Source organism: Myceligenerans crystallogenes, from assembly GCF_039529775.1.
GTDB lineage: Bacteria > Actinomycetota > Actinomycetes > Actinomycetales > Cellulomonadaceae > Myceligenerans > Myceligenerans crystallogenes.
This window is the reverse complement of record NZ_BAAANL010000002.1, coordinates 514,171-532,920: the sequence shown is the minus strand read 5'-3', so window position 1 is coordinate 532,920 and position 18,750 is coordinate 514,171. Positions and strand designations below refer to the sequence as shown.

The 18,750-nt window shown below is 72.3% G+C and carries 13 protein-coding genes; 9 read left to right on the top strand and 4 right to left on the bottom strand.

Annotation, left to right across the window (positions count from 1 at the left end; genetic code table 11):
• Positions 1 to 59: 59 nt before the first annotated feature.
• On the bottom strand, positions 60 to 2,138 hold the full coding sequence (gene tkt / locus ABD208_RS07170) for a transketolase (protein WP_344101024.1): 2,079 nt from the start codon (positions 2,136 to 2,138) through the stop codon (positions 60 to 62).
• A gap of 355 nt (positions 2,139 to 2,493) precedes the next feature.
• Here tkt and ABD208_RS07165 point away from each other — a divergent pair, with 355 nt between their 5' ends.
• Genes ABD208_RS07165 through xerD form a run of 3 tightly spaced genes read left to right on the top strand, consistent with a single transcriptional unit; the run spans position 2,494 to position 6,210 of the window.
• Positions 2,494 to 3,570, top strand: coding sequence for a heme o synthase (locus tag ABD208_RS07165; protein WP_344101022.1), 1,077 nt, complete (start codon positions 2,494 to 2,496; stop codon positions 3,568 to 3,570).
• 54 nt (positions 3,571 to 3,624) lie between these two features.
• Entirely contained in the window at positions 3,625 to 5,217 is a 1,593-nt protein-coding gene (locus ABD208_RS07160) for an AAA family ATPase (protein WP_344101020.1), read from the top strand.
• Positions 5,218 to 5,259: 42 nt separating this feature from the next.
• Complete coding sequence (xerD, locus tag ABD208_RS07155) at positions 5,260 to 6,210, top strand: site-specific tyrosine recombinase XerD (RefSeq protein ID WP_425561076.1); 951 nt, start codon at positions 5,260 to 5,262, stop codon at positions 6,208 to 6,210.
• Positions 6,211 to 6,252: 42 nt separating this feature from the next.
• Here xerD and ABD208_RS07150 read toward each other — a convergent pair whose 3' ends face one another.
• Both ABD208_RS07150 and ABD208_RS07145 read right to left on the bottom strand, forming a co-directional pair.
• Entirely contained in the window at positions 6,253 to 7,128 is an 876-nt protein-coding gene (locus ABD208_RS07150; RefSeq protein WP_425561075.1) for an HpcH/HpaI aldolase/citrate lyase family protein, read from the bottom strand.
• Between the two features lie 10 nt (positions 7,129 to 7,138).
• Positions 7,139 to 8,605: a hypothetical protein gene (locus ABD208_RS07145; protein WP_344101016.1), complete on the bottom strand. Its 1,467-nt coding sequence runs from the start codon at positions 8,603 to 8,605 to the stop codon at positions 7,139 to 7,141.
• Between the two features lie 221 nt (positions 8,606 to 8,826).
• Between ABD208_RS07145 and ABD208_RS07140 the strand changes: the two genes are divergently transcribed.
• The 6 genes from ABD208_RS07140 (at position 8,827) to der (ending at position 15,710) form a co-directional block, all read left to right on the top strand.
• Positions 8,827 to 9,552 (top strand): hypothetical protein, encoded by a 726-nt coding sequence (locus ABD208_RS07140; protein WP_344101013.1) that lies wholly within the window; start codon positions 8,827 to 8,829, stop codon positions 9,550 to 9,552.
• 302 nt (positions 9,553 to 9,854) lie between these two features.
• A complete protein-coding gene (locus ABD208_RS07135) occupies positions 9,855 to 10,670 on the top strand; it encodes a ParA family protein (protein WP_344101216.1) in 816 nt (271 codons plus the stop codon).
• Complete coding sequence (locus ABD208_RS07130; protein WP_344101011.1) at positions 10,654 to 11,742, top strand: segregation and condensation protein A; 1,089 nt, start codon at positions 10,654 to 10,656, stop codon at positions 11,740 to 11,742. The genes ABD208_RS07135 and ABD208_RS07130 overlap by 17 nt, the downstream gene beginning before the upstream one ends.
• A complete protein-coding gene (gene scpB, locus ABD208_RS07125; RefSeq protein WP_425561074.1) occupies positions 11,739 to 12,434 on the top strand; it encodes an SMC-Scp complex subunit ScpB in 696 nt (231 codons plus the stop codon). The genes ABD208_RS07130 and scpB overlap by 4 nt, the downstream gene beginning before the upstream one ends.
• 58 nt (positions 12,435 to 12,492) lie before the next feature.
• Positions 12,493 to 13,413, top strand: coding sequence for a pseudouridine synthase (locus ABD208_RS07120; RefSeq protein WP_344101009.1), 921 nt, complete (start codon positions 12,493 to 12,495; stop codon positions 13,411 to 13,413).
• 29 nt (positions 13,414 to 13,442) lie between these two features.
• Positions 13,443 to 15,710: a bifunctional cytidylate kinase/GTPase Der gene (der, locus tag ABD208_RS07115; protein ID WP_344101007.1), complete on the top strand. Its 2,268-nt coding sequence runs from the start codon at positions 13,443 to 13,445 to the stop codon at positions 15,708 to 15,710.
• 61 nt (positions 15,711 to 15,771) lie between these two features.
• Here the strand turns inward: der and ABD208_RS07110 are convergent, their stop codons facing one another.
• Positions 15,772 to 18,678 (bottom strand): AAA domain-containing protein, encoded by a 2,907-nt coding sequence (locus tag ABD208_RS07110; protein ID WP_344101004.1) that lies wholly within the window; start codon positions 18,676 to 18,678, stop codon positions 15,772 to 15,774.
• Positions 18,679 to 18,750: the final 72 nt, after the last annotated feature.

Genomic DNA, 18,750 nt, shown 5'->3' with positions numbered 1-18,750 from the left:
GGGCCCGCCGGGCGGCGTCGTGCATCATGCGTGCACGACGCCGCCCGCCCTGCGATACGTCAGGCCGACACGGCCTGAATCGACTCCTTCGCGGCCGTGATGACCGCCTCCGGGGTGAAGCCGAACTTCTCGAACAGCACCTTGCCGGCGGCCGAGGCGCCGTAGTGCTCCAGGGACACGATGCGGCCGGCGTCGCCGACGTACTCGCGCCAGCCCTGCGCGATGCCCGCCTCGACGGACACGCGGGCCCTGACGGAAGCCGGCAGCACCGACTCGCGGTACGCCTCGTCCTGGCGGGCGAACCACTCCAGCGACGGGGCCGAGACGACGCGGGCCTGGATGCCCTCGGCGGCCAGCGCCTCACGCGCCGCGACGGCGAGCTGGACCTCGGAACCCGTGCCGATGAGGATCACGTCGGGCGTGCCTTCGGTGTCCAGCAGCGTGTAGGCGCCCTTGAGGGTGCCCTCGGCGCCGGCGAAGCCGTCCTCGCCGCGCGGGAACGTGGGCACGTTCTGGCGGGTCAGGATCAGGCCGGCCGGGTTCCTCGTGTTCTCGATGATGCCGCGCCACGCGTACACGGTCTCGTTGGCGTCGGCCGGGCGCACGATGTCCAGGTGCGGGATCGCGCGGTAGGCCCACAGGTGCTCGACCGGCTGGTGCGTCGGGCCGTCCTCGCCGAGGCCGATCGAGTCGTGCGTCCACACGAACGTCGACGGGATCTCCATGAGGGCCGCGATGCGCACGGCGCCGCGCATGTAGTCGGCGAACTGGAAGAACGTGCCGCCGTAGGGGCGGGTCAGGCCGTGCAGCACGATGCCGTTGAGGATCGCGCCCATGCCGTGCTCGCGGATGCCGAAGTGCATCGTGCGGCCGTAGACGTTGCCGCTCCACGTGCCGGTCTGGTGGTTCTCCGGGATGAACGACGGCTCGCCGTCCATCGTCGTGTTGTTGGAACCCGCGAGGTCGGCCGAGCCGCCCCACAGCTCCGGCAGCACGTCCTTGAGGGAGGTGAGCACCTTGCCCGACGCCGCGCGGGTCGCCAGGCCCTTGCCCAGGTCCGCCGGGAACGTCGGCAGCGCGTCGGCCCAGCCCTCGGGCAGCTCGCGCGCCTGCAGGCGGGACAGCAGCGCGGCGCGCTCCGGGTCGGCGGCCTGCCACGCGGCGAAGGCCTCGTCCCAGGCGGCGCGCTCGGCGGCCTGGCGCTTGCCGACCTGGCGGGTGTACTCGACGACCTCGTCGTCGATCTGGAAGGTCTTGGCCGGGTCGAGGCCCAGCGTCGTCTTGAGCTCCGCGACGGCGTCGGCGCCCATGGCGTTGCCGTGCGGGCCGCCGATGATGGTGCTCAGCGCGATGATCGACGGCTTGCCCGTCTCGGCCTTCGCGGCCTCGATCGCGGCGCCCAGGGCCGCGACGTCCTCGGTGTAGCCGGTGCCGCCCTGGGTCCAGTCCACGTGCTGGGTGTGCCAGCCGTAGGCCGCGTAGCGCCCCAGCACGTCCTCGGAGAACGAGATGTCGGTCTCGTGCTCGATCGAGATCTTGTTGTCGTCCCAGATCACGATGAGGTTGCCGAGCTGCTGGTGGCCCGCGAGCGACGCGGCCTCGGACGTGACGCCCTCCTGCAGGTCGCCGTCGCCGGCGATGACGTAGATGTGGTGGTCGAACGGCGAGGCACCGGTGGCAGCCTCCGGGTCGAGCAGGCCGCGCTCCTTGCGGGCCGCGAACGCGAAGCCCGTGGCGGACGCGAGGCCCTGGCCGAGCGGGCCCGTGGTGATCTCGACGCCCTCGGTGTGGCGGTACTCGGGGTGACCCGGGGTCTTGGAGCCCCAGGTCCGCAGCGCCGCGATGTCCTCGAGCTCGAGGCCGTAGCCGGCGAGGAAGAGCTGCAGGTAGATCGTCAGGGACGAGTGACCCGCCGAGAGGATGAACCGGTCGCGGCCCACCCAGTGCGGGTCGGAGGGGTCGTGGCGCATGACCTTCTGGAAGAGCAGATACGCGGCCGGCGCCAGCGACACGGCCGTGCCGGGGTGCCCGTTGCCGACCTTCTCGACGGCGTCGGCGGCCAGCGCCTTGATCGACGTCACCGCGCGCTGGTCGAGCTCGGACCAGTCGAGCGGGGTCACGGTGGGGTCGAACGTCATCTCGAAATCCTCTTCTCGCCGCCGGCTGAGGCAGGGGCGGGCGGGTCGTACGTGCGGCAGCGGCGGAATGACCGCCACCGGATACCGCAAGTCACCCTATCCCCGCCCACTGACACATGCGTGGGGCTGTCCGAACTGTGTGCACGGAGTTCACCCGCGTGAACCCCGGACCGCATCACCCGCATTCCTGACCGGGGCCAATGTCACACCCGCGACGCCCGGCCGGGGGGCGTCACGGTATGCCCCGGCGTCGTACCATGGGCACGTTTCCCTCGCGGCGTGGCACGGCCCCGGCCGGACCCGGCGGCGAGGCGGGACACCGCCCGATCCGCCGTCCGAACGGAACGTTCCCACCGTGAGCACACCCACGCCGTCGTCACCGGCCAGCGCGTCCCCCGCCGCGGCCGCGGCGCCGTCGGACCTCATGACGCCGGACGAGGCGACGACGCCGGACGGCGCGGTCATGCAGGACAGTGCCGCGCCGGTGCCCGACGACGCCGACCCGCGTGCGGGCCTCGCGAACTACGACCGGCGCACCGGCGGGCGACTGCGCCGCCGCGTCGCGGCGTACGTCGCGCTCACCAAGCCGCGCGTGATCGAGCTGCTGCTCGTCACGACCATCCCCACCATGATCCTGGCGCAGGGCGGCTGGCCGGACGTCTGGCTGATGGTCGCGACCCTGATCGGCGGCTCGCTCGCCGCGGGCAGCGCCAACGCGTTCAACATGTACCTCGACCGGGACATCGACAAGCTGATGAACCGGACCAAGCGCCGGCCGCTCGTCACCGGCGAGATCTCGCCGCGGGCCGGGCTGATCTTCTCCTGGGCCCTGTGCCTGCTGTCGCTCGCGTGGTTCGCGCTCGTCGTGAACGTCGCCGCGGCATGGCTGACCGGCGCCGCGATCGCGATCTACGTCGTCGGCTACACCATGATCCTCAAGCGCCGCACCCCGCAGAACATCGTCTGGGGCGGCATCGCGGGCTGCATGCCCGTGTTCATCGGCTGGGCCGCCGTGACCGGCGGGCTGAGCTGGTCCGCGCTGGCGCTGTTCGGCGTCATCTTCTTCTGGACGCCGCCGCACTACTGGCCGCTGTCCATGAAGTTCAAGAAGGACTACGCCGCCGCCGACGTCCCGATGCTCCCCGTGGTCTCCGACGACCGCCGCGTCGCCGCCGAGATGGTCGGCTACACCCTCGCGATGATCGCCTGCTCCCTCGTGCTCATCCCGCTCGCCGGGATGAGCTGGGTGTACACGGCGCTCGCGGCGGGCCTGGGCGCCTGGTTCCTCGGTTCGACCCTCCTCATGCTCCGCCGCGCCAAGCAGGGCGCCACGGGCAAGAAGCTCGGCGCGATGCAGGTCTTCCACTCGTCGATCACGTACCTCACGGTCCTCTTCGTGACCGTCGCGGCGGACGTCTTCCTGCCGTTCTGACGCACGGGCGACGCCGCCGATCACGAGAGGCCTGCGGATGGGTACATTGACGAGGTGAGCTTCTTCAACACCGCTGGTCCGTGCGATCCGGCCAAGCACTACATGCTGCCGGCGGCCGAGCGGCTGAAGGACTTCCAGGCTCTGATCGACCGAGAGCTGTACATGGTGCTGCACGCGCCGCGGCAGACGGGCAAGACGACGGCGATCCGCGCGCTGGCCAAGGAGCTCACGGCGAGCGGGAGGTACGCGGCGCTGATGTTCTCGTGTCAGGCGGCCGGACCTGCCGGCGACGACTACGTCGCGGCGCAGGACTCGATCCTTGGCGCGATCCGGCAGCGCGCTGAGATCGATCTGCCGGAGGAACTACGTCCGCCGCAATGGCCTGACGCGCCTGCCGCGAACAAGGTCTCTTTCGCGCTGTCGGCCTGGGCCAAGGCGTGCCCGCGTCCGCTGGTGCTGTTCATGGACGAGATCGACTCGGTGGGCGGGCGGAGCCTGATCAGCGTGCTGCGGCAGATCCGCGACGGCTACGAGATCCGGCCCGAGGCGTTCCCGTCCTCGATCGTGCTGTGCGGGCTGCGGGACGTACGCGACGACAAGGCCGCCTCCGGCGGCGACCCCACTCGCCTGAGTTCCGGCAGCCCGTTCAACATCAAGGCCGCGTCGCTGCGTCTGGGTGACTTCACCCGGGACGAGATCGCCGAACTCTACGCCCAGCACACCGCCGACACCGGGCAGGCGTTCACGCCGGAGGCCGTGGATGCGGTATGGGACGCCACCGCGGGCCAGCCCTGGCTCGTCAACGCCCTGGCCCGAGAGATCGTGGCCTCCTACAAGATGGGCGTCCCGGCGTCGGAGCCGATCACCGTCGACCACGTCGGCATCGCACGGGAGCGATTGATCCGCGCGCGGGCCACCCACCTGGACCAGCTCGTGGACAAGCTCCGCCAGCCCCGGGTCGAGCGGATCATCGAACCGCTCATCACCGCGGACCTGGCCCCTGTCGAGGAGACCTTCGACGACGACGTCACCTACGTGCGCGACCTCGGTCTCATCGCGCCCGACAGGCCCGTACGCATCGCGAACTCGATCTACCGCGAGGTCATCAGCCGGGTCCTGACCTCGGCGATCCAGACCAACGTCGAACGCGCCGTCGCCCCGCCCCGCACCTTCGTGGACCCGGACGGCCGCCTGAACACGGACCGGCTCTTCTCCGAGTTCGTGCCCTTCTGGAAGCAGCACGGTGAGATCCTGACCCTCCGCGACGCCTACCACGAGGCCGCCCTGCACCTGGTGCTGCTGGGCTACCTGTACCGGCTCGTGAACGGCGGCGGATTCGTCGAGCGCGAGGCCGGCATCAGCACCGGCCGGATCGACCTCAGGATCACCTGGCCCTACGCCGACGCCCAGGGCGCGCGGAAGGTCCAGACGTACGGCATCGAGCTCAAGGTCCGCCACCCCGGCAAGCCCGACCCGCTCGACGAGGGCATGGCCCAGCTCGACCGCTACCTGGACCACCTCGACCAGGACACCGGCCTGCTGGCGGTCTTCGACCGCCGCAAGAACGCCCCGCCGATCACCGAACGCACCGGCCTCACCACCGCCACCACCCCGCAAGGCCGCACCATCAGCCTCCTGCGCGGCTGACGGCGTGGCGGTGCCGGGCCGTGACCTGGGCGGCTGCATGATGTGGGCGTGCCTATCGCTCTGGAGGCCGACAGTCCGTTCGCCGCTCCGCTGCGGGAGTACCTCGACCACCTGCGGGTCGAGCGCGGGCTCTCGGCCAACACCGTGGCCGCGTACCGCAGGGACCTGGCGCGGTACGTCGCGCACCTGGACATGCTCGGACGGCGGGAGCCGGGGCAGGTCAGCGAGGCCGACGTCGCCGGGTACGTCGAGGCCGTCCGGACGGGGGACGACGGCGGCGCGCCGCTGTCGCCGTCGTCCACCGCCCGCGCGCTGGCCGCCGTGCGCGGCTGGCACCGGTTCGCGCACGCCGAGGGCCTGGCCGACGCCGACCCCACCACCCAGGTGCAGGCGCCCACTCGGCTGCGGCGGCTGCCGCACGCGCTGAGCGTCACGGACGTCGCCCTGCTGCTGGACGCCGCCGGGGCCGGCGACGGGCCCCTGCCGCTGCGCGACCGCGCGCTGCTGGAGCTGCTGTACGCGACGGGCGGGCGGATCTCGGAGATCGTGGGCCTGGACGTCGACGACGTCGACCACGACGTGCCCATCCTGCGGCTGCACGGCAAGGGCGGCAAGCAGCGGGTGGTCCCGGTGGGCTCGTACGCCCGCGAGGCCGTCGCGGCGTACCTGGTCCGCGCCCGGCCGCAGCTCGTGGCGGCGGCCCGGAAGCAGGGCTCCCCGGCGGTGTTCCTCAACACGCGCGGGGCCCGCCTGTCCCGGCAGTCCGCGTGGGCGGCGCTGCAGACCGCGGCCGACCGGGCCGGCCTGAGCGGCGTCTCGCCGCACACCCTGCGGCACTCCTTCGCGACCCACCTGCTGGGCGGCGGCGCCGACGTCCGGGTGGTCCAGGAACTCCTGGGCCACGCGTCGGTCACCACCACCCAGATCTACACGATGGTCACCCCGGACGCCCTCCGCGAGGTCTACGCGGCCGCCCACCCCCGCGCCCGGTAGGCCCGCCGGGCGGCAGCTCCGTCGGGCGCGGGGTGGTGCCGGTCAGCTGGGGTTGATGTTGAAGAGCTCCGCGCGGGAGCGGATGACCTGGGCCCGGGCGAGGCGGGGCTTGTCGGAGCCGTCGCGGACGACGCCGCCCGCCGCCTCGAAGTCGGCCAGGAAGTCGACCGCCCAGGCGACGTCGGACGGGGACGGGCTGAAGCACTCGTTGATGACGCCCGGCTGCTCCAGGTCGAGGCACAGCTTGCCGGTCATGCCCAGGGCGACGGCGTCGGCCGACTGCTCGCGCAGCAGCGCGTGCGCCGACCCGACCGTGGGGCCGTCCACCGGGCCCGGCAGGCCGCCGATGCGGCTGGCGAGCACGAGGCGGGTGCGCGGGTGGGCCATGGCGATCGGCTCGTTCGCGGCGCCGGTGTCGCGGCGGTAGTCGCCCGAGCCGAACGCGAGGCGGAACGTGCCGCGGGCGCGGGCGATGTTCACCGACTCCTCGATGCCGAGCGCGGACTCCACGAGCGGGATCACCGGGACCTCGCCGCCGAGGCGCTGGGCGGTGTCGACGACGTCGTCGGCCGACTCCGTCTTGGCGAGCATCACGCCCGCGAGCCCGCCGATGTCGCGGAGCTGCCCGACGTCGTCGGCCCACGCGGGCGACGTGCGGTCGTTGATCCGTACCCACGCCGTGCCGCCGCCGCGCAGCCACTCGGTGACGCGGCCGCGGGCCTCGTCCTTGAGGCTCTCGTCGATCGCGTCCTCGCAGTCCAGGATGATCTGGTCGGCGCGGGAGAGCTGGGCGTCGTCGAACGCGTCGGTCCGCATGGCTGACAAGAGCAGCCAGCTGCGCGCGTAGTCGGGCGCGACGCGGGTCTTCTCGCGGACGGCGCGGCGGGCGGGCAGGTCGGTGGTGTCGGTCACAGTCACAGCCACGATGCTATGCCCGCGGGCGAGGCGGCCTCCTCCCGGCGTCCTGGCGCCGGCGCCCGATCACGCGGCGCAGCCAGGACCGGCTGGCGCCCGGGTAGATCTTGCGCAGGCGGGCCTCGTCGTAGATCTTCATCGCCCAGAACACGATGACGCCGATCGCGAGCGATCCGCTGATCGTCAGGTAGAGCGGGCCGTACTTCTCCAGGTCCAGGAACGAGACCCGCTCGTCGACCTCGGCGGCGTTCATGCCGAAGTAGCCGAACACGATCGAGACCGGCACCGCGACCGTGCTCAGACCCGCCTGGACGATGCTCCAGCGCTTGCGCTGCGCCTCCTCCATGCGGCTGCCGAAGCTGGTCAGCGCGGCCATCTCGGCCCGCACCGCGTAGTCGAGCCGGTCGAGCATCTTGGTGACGACCTTCGTCTTGCTCTCCAGCCCCATGCACTCGACGAGGACGTCGTGGTAGTTCGTCACGCGCTGCGACGGCATGAGCATGCTGATGTCCGCGAGCGTGTCGACGTTGAAGGTGAGCAGCAGCTGGTAGTCGCCGAGATCGTCCGCGGTGCGCTCCAGGACCGCCTGCCGCTTCTGGGGGTCGACGTTCGGCGACTGGGCGTCCTTGATCTCCGCGACGGTCGCGGTCGCCTCGTCGGAGATCCGGGACAGCTCGGCCAGGGCCGCCAGCACCATCACGATGGAGATGAACGCCGAGTTGCCGCCGTCCTGCGGCCAGCCGAGCACGATGCTCATGTAGGGGCCGACGGCGACCGTCACGCCCTTCTCCCGGTTGCTCTCCATCGGGTACTTCACGCTGGTGTAGTCGTGGCTGAGCTCCGCGTGCGTGCGGTACATCAGGGCGCCGACGACGCTCGCGCGCTCGGCGGCGCCGAGGCGGTCCGGCAGGCCCGGGCCGAGCACGAGCTGGTGCTGGTAGGTCGTGATCCCCTGGTCCTCGCCCAGGTCGGCGCCGATGAGCCCCGCGCGGTCGCGCAGGTAGTCGCCGAGATCCAGGCCCTCGACCGTGAGGTCGCGCTCGTAGACGTCCTGCAGGAGCTCGACCAGCCCGCTGCGGCGCTGGAGGGCGCGCGGGTCGATCTGGCCGCCGTTCTTGAGGTCGACCTCGATGTCGAAGGTCAGCGCGGGGACGATCAGGCGGTAGGGCGGCACCACGAACAGCCAGAGCCGGGCGCCGCGCAGCGTCGACGGCTCGGGCCAGCGCGCGAACGCGAGGTCGCTCACGTCGATCTCCTCGCGGAGCGCGACCTGGGGAACGGACCGGGCGTTGCGCTCGTAGTGCTCCGCGAACACACCGAGCTTCAGGTAGTCGGCCACCTGGCCGGCCTCGGTCCGGCCGGTGACCCGCCAGGCCGTGGCGTACAGGCTCGTGACCCGGACCACGGGATCGCTCGACCGGGCGTCGTCGACCCGGGGAAGCCCGGAGGGTCTGTCGAACTCCGCGGATCGCCAGCTCACGCGCATCGCCTCCGTGTCCTCGCACGTCGCCGGCACACCGCCGGCGCTGTGCAGGGGAGGGTACCAAATGCCCGGAACTGAGAGGGGCTCCGAAACCGCGGCGCCGAGGCCGAGAATTCATCCACGATTGTGAATATTTGCAGGTAGAACGGGCGTAGCCTGGGTTCGCACGCACCACGACCGCACGAGCGGATCAGCTTCCCCAGACGATGTGAGGTGCCATGTCCCACCCGTACGAGCCCGGCCCGCAGGGCCCTGGCAACGTGCCGGACCAGCCGACCCAGCAGTTCGCCGCGCCGCAGCCGGCCCAGCCGCCCGTGCAGCAGCCGCAGCAGCCCGGGTACCCGCCGCAGCCGGCGCCGCCGCAGCAGACCGTGCCGGGGGCGTACCAGCCGCAGCCCCAGCCCATGTATCCCGCACCGGCCGGGGCGGGACAGTACCCGCCGGCCGGGCCCGGCGCGGGGACCGGAGCCCCCGGCTTCCTCGGCAGGCAGTGGCCCGCCCTCCTGCTCGGCGCCCTGCTGCTCGCGGCGATCGTGACCGGGTCGGCGCTCTGGGCGAACGCGAGCAACCGTGCCGCGGGGCTCGAGGAGGAGCTCGCCGCCGTGACCGCCGCCCGCGACCAGGCCCAGGTGGACATCGAGGACCTGGAGTCCGAGATCAGCGGGCTCAGCGGCGACGTCTCCGCGTGCGGGGAGGCCGTCAAGGACGGCAACAAGGTGGCCAACCAGTACGACAAGCTCATCACCGAGACGGACGCGGTGTTCGCCGACATCGCGAACGCCCTCGCCTCGACGACCGTGTACGACGCCCGCCGCTACCTGAACAAGGCCGAGGTGCACCAGGAGAAGGCGGAGCTGCTCGCCGAGAAGGTCGACCAGCTGCACGCCGAGTTCAAGCAGAGCGCCGAGGGCTGCCAGGCGAAGGACCCGGCCCAGGAGTCCTGACACCGGCAGGCCCGCACGACGACGTCGCCCGGGCGCCCGGGAACCTTCCGGCGCGCCCGGGCGGTCTCTCCGGTGCGCCGGGCCGCCCGGGAGCCCGGCGCACCCGGCGCCGCAGGGATCCGGGGCGCGCCCGTGTTTCGCAGGGTTTATCGGGCAAGGCTGGTATAGCGTGACCGGGTGAGTCAGGACCCAACCGTACGGAGGGAGCGGGCGAGATGACGGACACGCTGGTCGACGTCAATCCGACGCCCGGGGAGCCGCACCGAACCGAGGACGTCCGGCGGGACGTGGTGGGGCGGATCATGCCCGACTTCCCCGAGCCGCCGCCGCTGACGAGTCACGGACCTGCGCGCATCATCGCCATGTGCAACCAGAAGGGCGGCGTCGGCAAGACCACCACCACCATCAACCTGGGCGCGTGCCTCGCCGAGCACGGCCGCAAGGTGCTGCTCGTCGACTTCGACCCGCAGGGCGCCGCGTCCGTGGGCATCGGGATCAACCCGCACGAGCTCGACGTCACGGTCTACAACCTGCTCATGGAGCGGGGCCTGCGGATCGAGGACGTGCTCATCGAGTCCGGCATCGAGAACCTCGACGTGCTCCCGGCGAACATCGACCTGTCCGCCGCGGAGGTCCAGCTGGTCGGCGAGGTCGCCCGCGAGTCGGTGCTGTCGCGGGCCCTGCGCCCCGTCGTCGACGACTACGACGTCATCCTCATCGACTGCCAGCCGAGCCTCGGCCTGCTCACGGTGAACGCGCTGACCGCCGCGCACGGCGTGCTGATCCCGCTGGAGTGCGAGTTCTTCGCGCTGCGCGGCGTCGCCCTGCTCGTGGAGACCATCGAGAAGGTCCGGGACCGGCTGAACCCCGCCCTGGAGATCGACGGTATCCTTCCCACCATGTACGACTCGCGCACCCTCCACTCCCGGGAGGTCGTGGCGCGCGTGCACGAGGCGTTCGGCGACACGCTGCTGCACTCGGTGATCGGCCGCACGGTGAAGTTCCCCGACGCGACGGTCGCCGCCGAGCCCATCACGGCCTACGCGCCCGGCCACCCCGGCGCGTCCGCCTACCGCCAGCTCGCCCGGGAGCTCGTGGCCCGTGGCCACGCCGCCTGAGGTCCTGGAGGCCGGACCCGGCGACATCCGCACCGAGGGCGCGGCGGCCTCCGGCACCGACGGCCGGCCCGCCCCGCAGCGCACCGCCGGCGCCTTCGAGGTCCACCTCGACAACTTCACCGGCCCGTTCGACCTCCTGCTGAGCCTCATCACCAAGCACGAGCTCGACGTCACCGAGGTGGCGCTCGCGGAGGTCACCGACGAGTTCGTCGCCCACATCCGCGCCGCCGAGGAGGCCGCGAGGCGGGCGGCGGACAACGGCGAGGACCACCCGTCCTGGGACCTGGGCGTGGCGTCGGAGTTCCTGGTGGTCGCCGCGACCCTGCTGGACATCAAGGCCGCCCGCCTGCTCCCCGGCGTCATCGAGGAGGACCTCGAGGACCTGGAGCTGCTGGAGGCCCGCGACCTGCTGTTCGCCCGCCTCCTGCAGTACCGCGCCTACAAGCAGGTCTCCCAGATCGTCGCGGAGCGCCTGGCCACCGCGAGCCGCCGCGTGCCGCGCCTGACGCCGCTGGAACCGCAGTTCACCGCGCTGCTGCCGGAGCTGAGGTGGACCGTCGACGGCGCGCGGCTCGCCGCGCTCGCCGCCAGGGCCCTGCAGCCGAGGCGCCCGCCCGAGGTGTCGCTCACCCACCTGCACGCCCCGAAGGTGAGCGTGCGCGAGGAGGCCGGCCACATCGTCCGGCGCCTGCGCGCCGAACGCGTCCTGACGTTCCGCAACCTCACCGCGGGCGCTGAACGCCTCGTGGTCGTGGCCCGCTTCCTCGCGCTCCTGGAACTGTTCCGCGACAAGCTGGTGGGGTTCGAGCAGGTCGCCTCGCTCGGCGAGCTGACGGTCCGCTGGGCCGCCGGCCCGTCGGACGGCGGCAAGTACCTGGACCCGGACGCCGGCCCCAGCGAGTTCGACGAGGAAGACATGGCGGAGCGCGCGGCGGCCGCCGCGGTGGACGAGGCGTCCGACGACGTCGCCGCTTCCGCGGCCGTTCCGCGGGACGACGCGGCCGAGGACGACCAGGACGCACCCGCGACGCCGGAGACGCACGAGCCGGACCTGCACGAGGAGACGCTGTGACGGAGATCGACCAGACCGCGGCCTCAGCGGAGTCAGCTGCGCGGGGCGAGGCCCCGGACCCGGCCCGGCCCCCGGGCCCCGGGCCCCTGGAGGTGGCCGCCCCCGCCGCCGAGGAACTCCCCGCCGTCGACGTCGCCGATCTCCCCGGCGGCGCCCGCGCCGCCCTCGAGGCGGTTCTCATGGTCGCCGACGAGCCCATCGCCGAGGAGCGGCTCGCGGCGGTCCTCGGCCTCCCGTCGGGTGAGGTGCGCGACATGCTCGACGAGCTCGCCGACGAGTACCGCGGCGAGCTGGGCGGGCGCCCAAGGGGCTTCGAGCTGCGGCGCAGCGCCGACGGCTGGCGCATCTACTCGTCGTCGGCCCACGCCGACGTCGTCGGCCGGTTCGTGCTGGACGGCCAGACCGCCAGGCTCAGCCAGGCCGCGCTGGAAACCCTGGCCGTGATCGCGTATCGTCAACCGGTCACGCGTGGTCAGGTGAGCGCGGTGCGCGGGGTGAACGTCGACGGCGTGGTGCGCACGCTGCTCACCCGTGGCCTCATCGCCGAGCTGGAGCAGGATCCGCACACGGGTGCGGTGCTGTTCGGCACCACGGGATACTTCCTGGAGCGGATGGGCTACGACTCGCTCGACGAGCTGCCCCCGCTCGCGCCCCACCTCCCGGACCTGGACACGCTCGACAACCTGGACTGACATCCGGAACCAGAACCGGCCCCGAACGGTGCCGGGTTCACCCAACCGAGAAGGACCGATGAACCAGCACAGCCGCGGCGGGAGCCGCCGCAACGACAACCGTCCTGCCGCCAACCGCGCCGCCGCCTCCGCGTCGAACCGCGCGGGCCAGGGCAGCTCACAGGGCAAGCGTGCGCAGCAGGCCCCCGGCCGCCGTCGTCCGCAGAACGCTCGCAACGACCGGAGCGGCCAGCCGCCCCGCGACGTCCACGTCGCCGACGGCGTCCGCCTCCAGAAGGTCCTCGCCCAGGCGGGCATGGGCTCGCGCCGCGCGTGCGAGGAGCTCATCGCCGACGGCCGCGTCGAGGTCGACGGCGTCCTGGTGACCGAGCTCGGCGTGCGGGTCGATCCCGCCACCGCCGCCATCCACGTGGACGGCATGCGTCTGCAGCTCGACCAGGACAAGATCACGCTCGCGCTGAACAAGCCGCACGGCGTCGTCTCCACGATGCACGACCCGGAGGGCCGCCGCACCGTCGCCGACCTCATCAAGGACCGCGACCAGCGCCTCTTCCACGTCGGCCGGCTGGACGCCGACAGCGAGGGCCTGCTGCTGCTCACCAACGACGGCGACCTCGCCAACCGGCTCGCGCACCCGCGCTACGAGATCCCCAAGACGTACGTCGTGACCGTCGAGGGCGCGATCTACCCGCGCATCGTCAAGGACCTGACCCACGGCGTCGAGCTCGAGGACGGCCTCGCGCGCATGGACTCGGTCAAGGTGCTGCAGGCCACCGACGAGCTGTCGCTGCTGGAGGTCGTGCTGCACGAGGGCCGCAACCGCATCGTGCGCCGCATGTTCGACGCCGTCGACCGCCCCGTCACCCGGCTGGTCCGCACGCGGATCGGCCCGGTCGCGATGGGCGAGCTGAAGCCCGGCCGCACGCGCGTGCTGGGGCAGGTCGAGCTGGGCCAGCTCATGTCCTCGGTGGAGATGTGAGCGGCATCGTGACGAGCGAGGAGACCTCTGTGAACGGCAGGACCACCGGCGAACCCCTGGTGATCGCCATCGACGGCCCGTCCGGATCGGGCAAGTCCAGCGTGTCCAGGGCGGTCGCGGCGCGCCTCGGCCTCGCCTACCTCGACACGGGCGCGATGTACCGCGCGGCCACCGTCTGGTGCACGCGCCGCGGCACGGACCTGTCCGACGCCGACGTCGTGACCGCCGACGTCGCCGCGATGCCCCTGGAGATGGGCGTCGACCCCGCGGCGCCGTCGGTCACCCTGGACGGCGAGGACGTGTCGGCCGAGATCCGCGCCACGGAGGTCTCGGCCGCGGTCTCGCGGGTCGCGACCAACCTGGAGGTGCGCGCCGAGCTGAAGCTCCGCCAGCGCGCCGCCATCGACGCCGAACGCGACGGCGGCTTCTCCGGCGGGCGCGGCATCCTCGCCGAGGGCCGCGACATCACGACCGTCGTCGCCCCCGACGCCGACGTCCGCATCCTCCTGACCGCGAGCGAGGACGCGCGGCTGCGCCGCCGCTCGCTGGACGTCCACGGCGTGGCCGACGACGCCGCGGTCGCCGCGACCCGGGACCAGGTGATCCGCCGCGACCGCGACGACTCGACCGTCTCGCAGTTCGTGGAGGCCGCCGACGGCGTGATCACCCTGGACTCCTCGGAGCTGAGCTTCGAGGAGACGGTGGAGGCGGTCCTGCTGATCGTCTCGGAGACCACGGGGGTTCCGGGCACGACGACGCCGGGGGCCGTGACGCCCGCGGGCGTCGTCGTCCCTGAAACGGCGGACGAAACGGACGCGACCGGCGCCAGCACGGCCGCCGTCGCCGGCGAGATCGAGCAGACCGAGGACGACCTCGCGCGCGAGCGGGCGCTGCGGGCCGGCCTGGCCGAGTTCGAGCTCGACGAGGAGGACGAGGCGCTCCTCGGCGACGAGTGGGAGGTCACCGAGGCCGAGCCGGAGGAGATCCTGCCGGTGCTGGCCGTCGTCGGGCGGCCGAACGTCGGGAAGTCGACGCTCGTGAACCGCATCATCCAGCGGCGCGAGGCCGTCGTCGAGGACAAGCCGGGCGTGACGCGCGACCGCGTCTCGTACCCGGCCGAATGGACCGGGCGGCGGTTCATGCTCGTGGACACGGGCGGCTGGGAGGTCGACGTCGCGGGCATCGAGTCGAAGGTCGCCACGCAGGCCGAGGTCGCCGTGTCGCTCGCGGACGCCGTGATGTTCGTCCTGGACGCCCAGGTGGGCGCGACGTCGACCGACGAGCGCGTGGTCGAGATGCTGCGCAAGTCCGGCAAGCCGGTGGTGCTGGCGGCGAACAAGGTCGACGGCGCGGCGGGCGAGGCCGACGCGGCGTACCTGTGGTCGCTGGGCCTGGGGGAGCCGTTCCCGGTGTCCGGCCTGCACGGACGTGGGACGGGCGATCTGCTCGACGCCGCGATGAAGGTGCTGCCCACGAAGTCCGAGCACGGCGCGGCGCGTCCGTCCGGGCCGCGGCGCGTGGCGCTCGTGGGCCGGCCGAACGTCGGCAAGTCGTCGCTGCTGAACAAGATCGCGCGCGCCGAGCGCGTCGTCGTCGACGAGATCGCCGGGACCACGCGTGACCCGGTGGACGAGCTCGTCGAGATCAAGGGCATTCCCTACTGGTTCGTCGACACCGCCGGCATCCGGCGGCGGCAGCACTTCGCCAAGGGCGCGGAGTTCTACGCGAGCCTCCGCACGCAGGCCGCGGTGGAGAAGGCGGAGGTCGCCGTCGTCCTGCTGGACGCGTCGCAGCCGATCTCCGAGCAGGACCAGCGGATCCTCTCGCAGGTCGTGGACTCCGGGCGGGCGCTCGTGCTGGCGTTCAACAAGTGGGACCTCATGGACGAGGACCGGCGCCCGTACCTGGAACGCGAGATCGAGAAGGACCTCGGGCAGGTCGCCTGGGCGCCGCGCGTGAACGTGTCGGCGGCCACCGGCTGGCACACGGAGAAGCTGGTCCCCGCCCTGGAGAAGTCCCTGGGCTCCTGGGACATGCGCATCCCGACCGGCCGGCTCAACGCGTTCCTCGGCGAGCTGGTCGCCGCGCACCCGCACCCGCTGCGGGGCGGCAAGCAGCCGCGCATCCTGTTCGCCACCCAGGCGACCGCGCGCCCGCCGCGCTTCGTCATCTTCGCCACGGGCTTCATCGAGGCCCAGTACCGCCGCTTCATCGAGCGCCGCCTCCGGGAGACGTTCGGCTTCGAGGGCACCCCGATCGAGATCTCGGTCCGCGTCCGCGAGAAGCGGCGGCGCTGACCGGCTCGCGCGCCATCGGCTGACAGGGCGCCGGAACTCCACCAGGGGTTCCGGCGCTCTGTCACGACCCCGCTCGCGGGGCCGGCCGCCGGGCGATCAGGGCGGCGGCCAGGGCGGCGCGGATCCGCGGGATCTCCCGGTCTCCCGTGGTGGGAAGCCGCTGGAGCGGAAGCCCGATCTTCCGCAGGATCTCGTCCTTCAGCGCGTCCCGCCGCAGCTGCTCGGGCGAGTCCGCGTGAAACGCCCAGCCGTCCACCTCGATCGCGAGCAGCGGCCGGTTGCCGACCCGGTTGTAGACCAGGAAGTCCACCGACGTCCGCGAGTGCCGGACGAACTTCCGTTCCCGCTCGGTCAGCACGCCGGGGTCGGGCACCAGGTTCTTCACCCGGTACTGCGTGGCGATCTCCAGCCCCTGGTACCGGTCCTCCGCCAGCAGGTCCTCCAGCACCGTCCAGGTGATGTCCTCGGCCGGCGAGTCCGCCCGGTTCCTCAGGACCCGCCGCGCCAGCGGCCGCAGCCGCTCGGAGTACTCCGCGTACAGCAGGTCGAAGATCGACACGATGTCGCTCTGCCCCACCGCGCCCGGATCCAGGTAGCGGATGTACTCCACCAGGTCCCGGATGTTCCGGCTGCGCGGCAGCATGTCGCTGTCGGTCACCAGCACGAAGTGATCGACCGCCCGGGAGACCGCGACGTTGACCAGCCTCGGGTCGTCGACGAACTCGAGACGGCGCTGCCCGCGCCACGTCTCGTCGATCACCGTGTTCAGCACCACCGCCTGCCTGTCCCGCCCCTGGTACTTGTGCACGGTGTCGGCGTCGGTCAGCGGCCGCAGATCCGTGGCGGCCAGATCCGCGTGCCGCCGGAACGGTGCGATCACGGCTCGCCCGCCGGCGGGCACATGGCCCAGGAACGTGTCCATCACCTGCTGCGACACGCTGATCTCCCGCTGGTTCGACGTCCCGCTGCCCTGCGACGCGCGCATGTGGTTGCCCTCGGGCGTGCGGTGCACGAGCATCGCCGGCGTCGGAAGCCCCGCCCGTGACTTCGTGAACGGGATCAGCTCACCGTCGTAGAACTTCCGGTTGCAGTACTCGATGATCGCGGGATCGCACCGGTAGTGCTCCCGCAGCAGCGTGTCCGGCACGGCGTCGCCGTACCGCTCCAGGACCGACGTGAGGATGCTGCGCGTGGCGTAGTCCGTGTCCGGCGACGGCGGCCGCAGGCCGCGCACCACCTCCTCCTTGACGATCGGCTGCAGCTGATGCCGGTCGCCGACGACGACCACCCGCCGCGCCAGGGACATCGCCAGCGCCGCGGTCGCCAGATCCACCTGCGACGCCTCGTCGATGATCACGTAGTCCAGCAGCACCCCGTGCGGCAGCGAGTCCCGCAACGCGTGACACGTGCTGAGCACGACCGGGAACTCCTCCAGCAGGTTCCGTGTCAGGCGGTACGACGGCGCCGGGGGAACGTCCGGCGCCGGCAGGCGCTGCCCGGCGACGTCGGCGGCGAACGTGGCCAGCGACGTCTCGGTCAGGCGCTCGCCGAGGTCCCGGAACTTCCTGCGGGCGAGCAACCGGTCGAGCCGCGCGATGCGCCGCCGCAGCTCGGCGGTCCGCTCCTCGTAGAACGCCGCCTGCAGCTGCAGGACGACGTCGATGTCCGCCGTGTCGAGCGGCCGTACCAGCCCGTGCACGAAGTACCTGCGCAGCCAGCGTGTCAGCCGCTGGAGGCGCGTGCGGGCGAGCGGCGCCAGGCCGCCGTCGACCAGGAGCCCGAGAATCCTGCGCGACGACGTCCACAGCAGCGGCAGCTCCTGCAGCGGCGGCACCTCGTGCCGGTCGAGATGCTCGCGGAAGTGGCGCCGTTCGACCTCGAGCTGAGCCAGCAGGTGCGCCTTCTCGGCGCGCTCCCGGTCGTACTCCTGGAGCGCGGTGAGGTCGGCGTCCATCTCGGCCAGTCTCGCGTCCGACGCCGGGCCGGCGGGCTCACGGCCGTCCGGACCCCGGGCGCCGGCCTGCCGCCGGTGGTCGGCGACGTGCACGGAGCGCAGGGCCCGGGGCTCGCCGATCCCGGCGGCGAAGCGCTCCCGCTTCTGCTTGCGGCCGACGTCGGCGATCAGGAACGGGTAGCCCAGGCCGGTGAGCTTCTCGCCGACGTTCTCCACCGCCGGGTTGTTGAACGACACCACGCCGACCGTCGTGCCCGGGCGACGCACCAGGTTGGCGATGATGTTCAGGATCGTCTGCGTCTTGCCCGTACCCGGCGGGCCGTGGATCACCGAGACCGAATGCGTCAGCGCCCGGTGCACGGCCTCGCGCTGACTGAGATTGATCCCGAACGGGTAGATGACCGCGCCGTCCGGCGGGGTCTCCTGCACCGGGCGCCGGTTCAGGTAGGCGGACAGCGCGCTCTCGTCGTCGAGGAACTCCAGCATCTGCCCGAACGGCCGGCGCAGCGGGTCCGGCTGCCCCTCCTTGTCCGGGAGACGGTCCACGATCTGTTTCCAGTACCGCAGGACCGGCCCGGCGCTCGCGGTGGTCCCGCCGTCGGCGGCGATCCTGGCGATCTCCAGGTGGTGGCGTGCGCGCTGGGGGCGGTCGTCGCCGGTGACGGGGCGCAACCAGGTGCTCCCGTCGTGCGGGTCGTGGAACGTCAGGATCCGGGTCGCCCGGATCGGGCGCCCGTGTCCGTGCACGTGGAACCGGTACCGGCGCGGACCCGGCGGGCTCACGGCCGGATCGGTCAGGACCCGGACGCGTGCCTGCGGGTAGGAGTAGCTCTTGCTTCCGGCCGGGCGGGTGTGCTCGATGTGCGTGCGGTCGCCGTCGTGCCGGAAACCGAGGACCTCGTGGGTCTTGTCCTCGAACGGGGAGCCGGGTTCCCCTCTGCGGATCAGGACGAGGTACCGGGACGGGTCGAGCGTCTTCCGGGCAGGGGCCGGTGCGATGTCGTCGAGCGCCACGACAGCACGATAGCCAAGAACACCTATTTACCTGTGATATCAGGCCTATGGCCGATTCGACCTGCTCGGCCG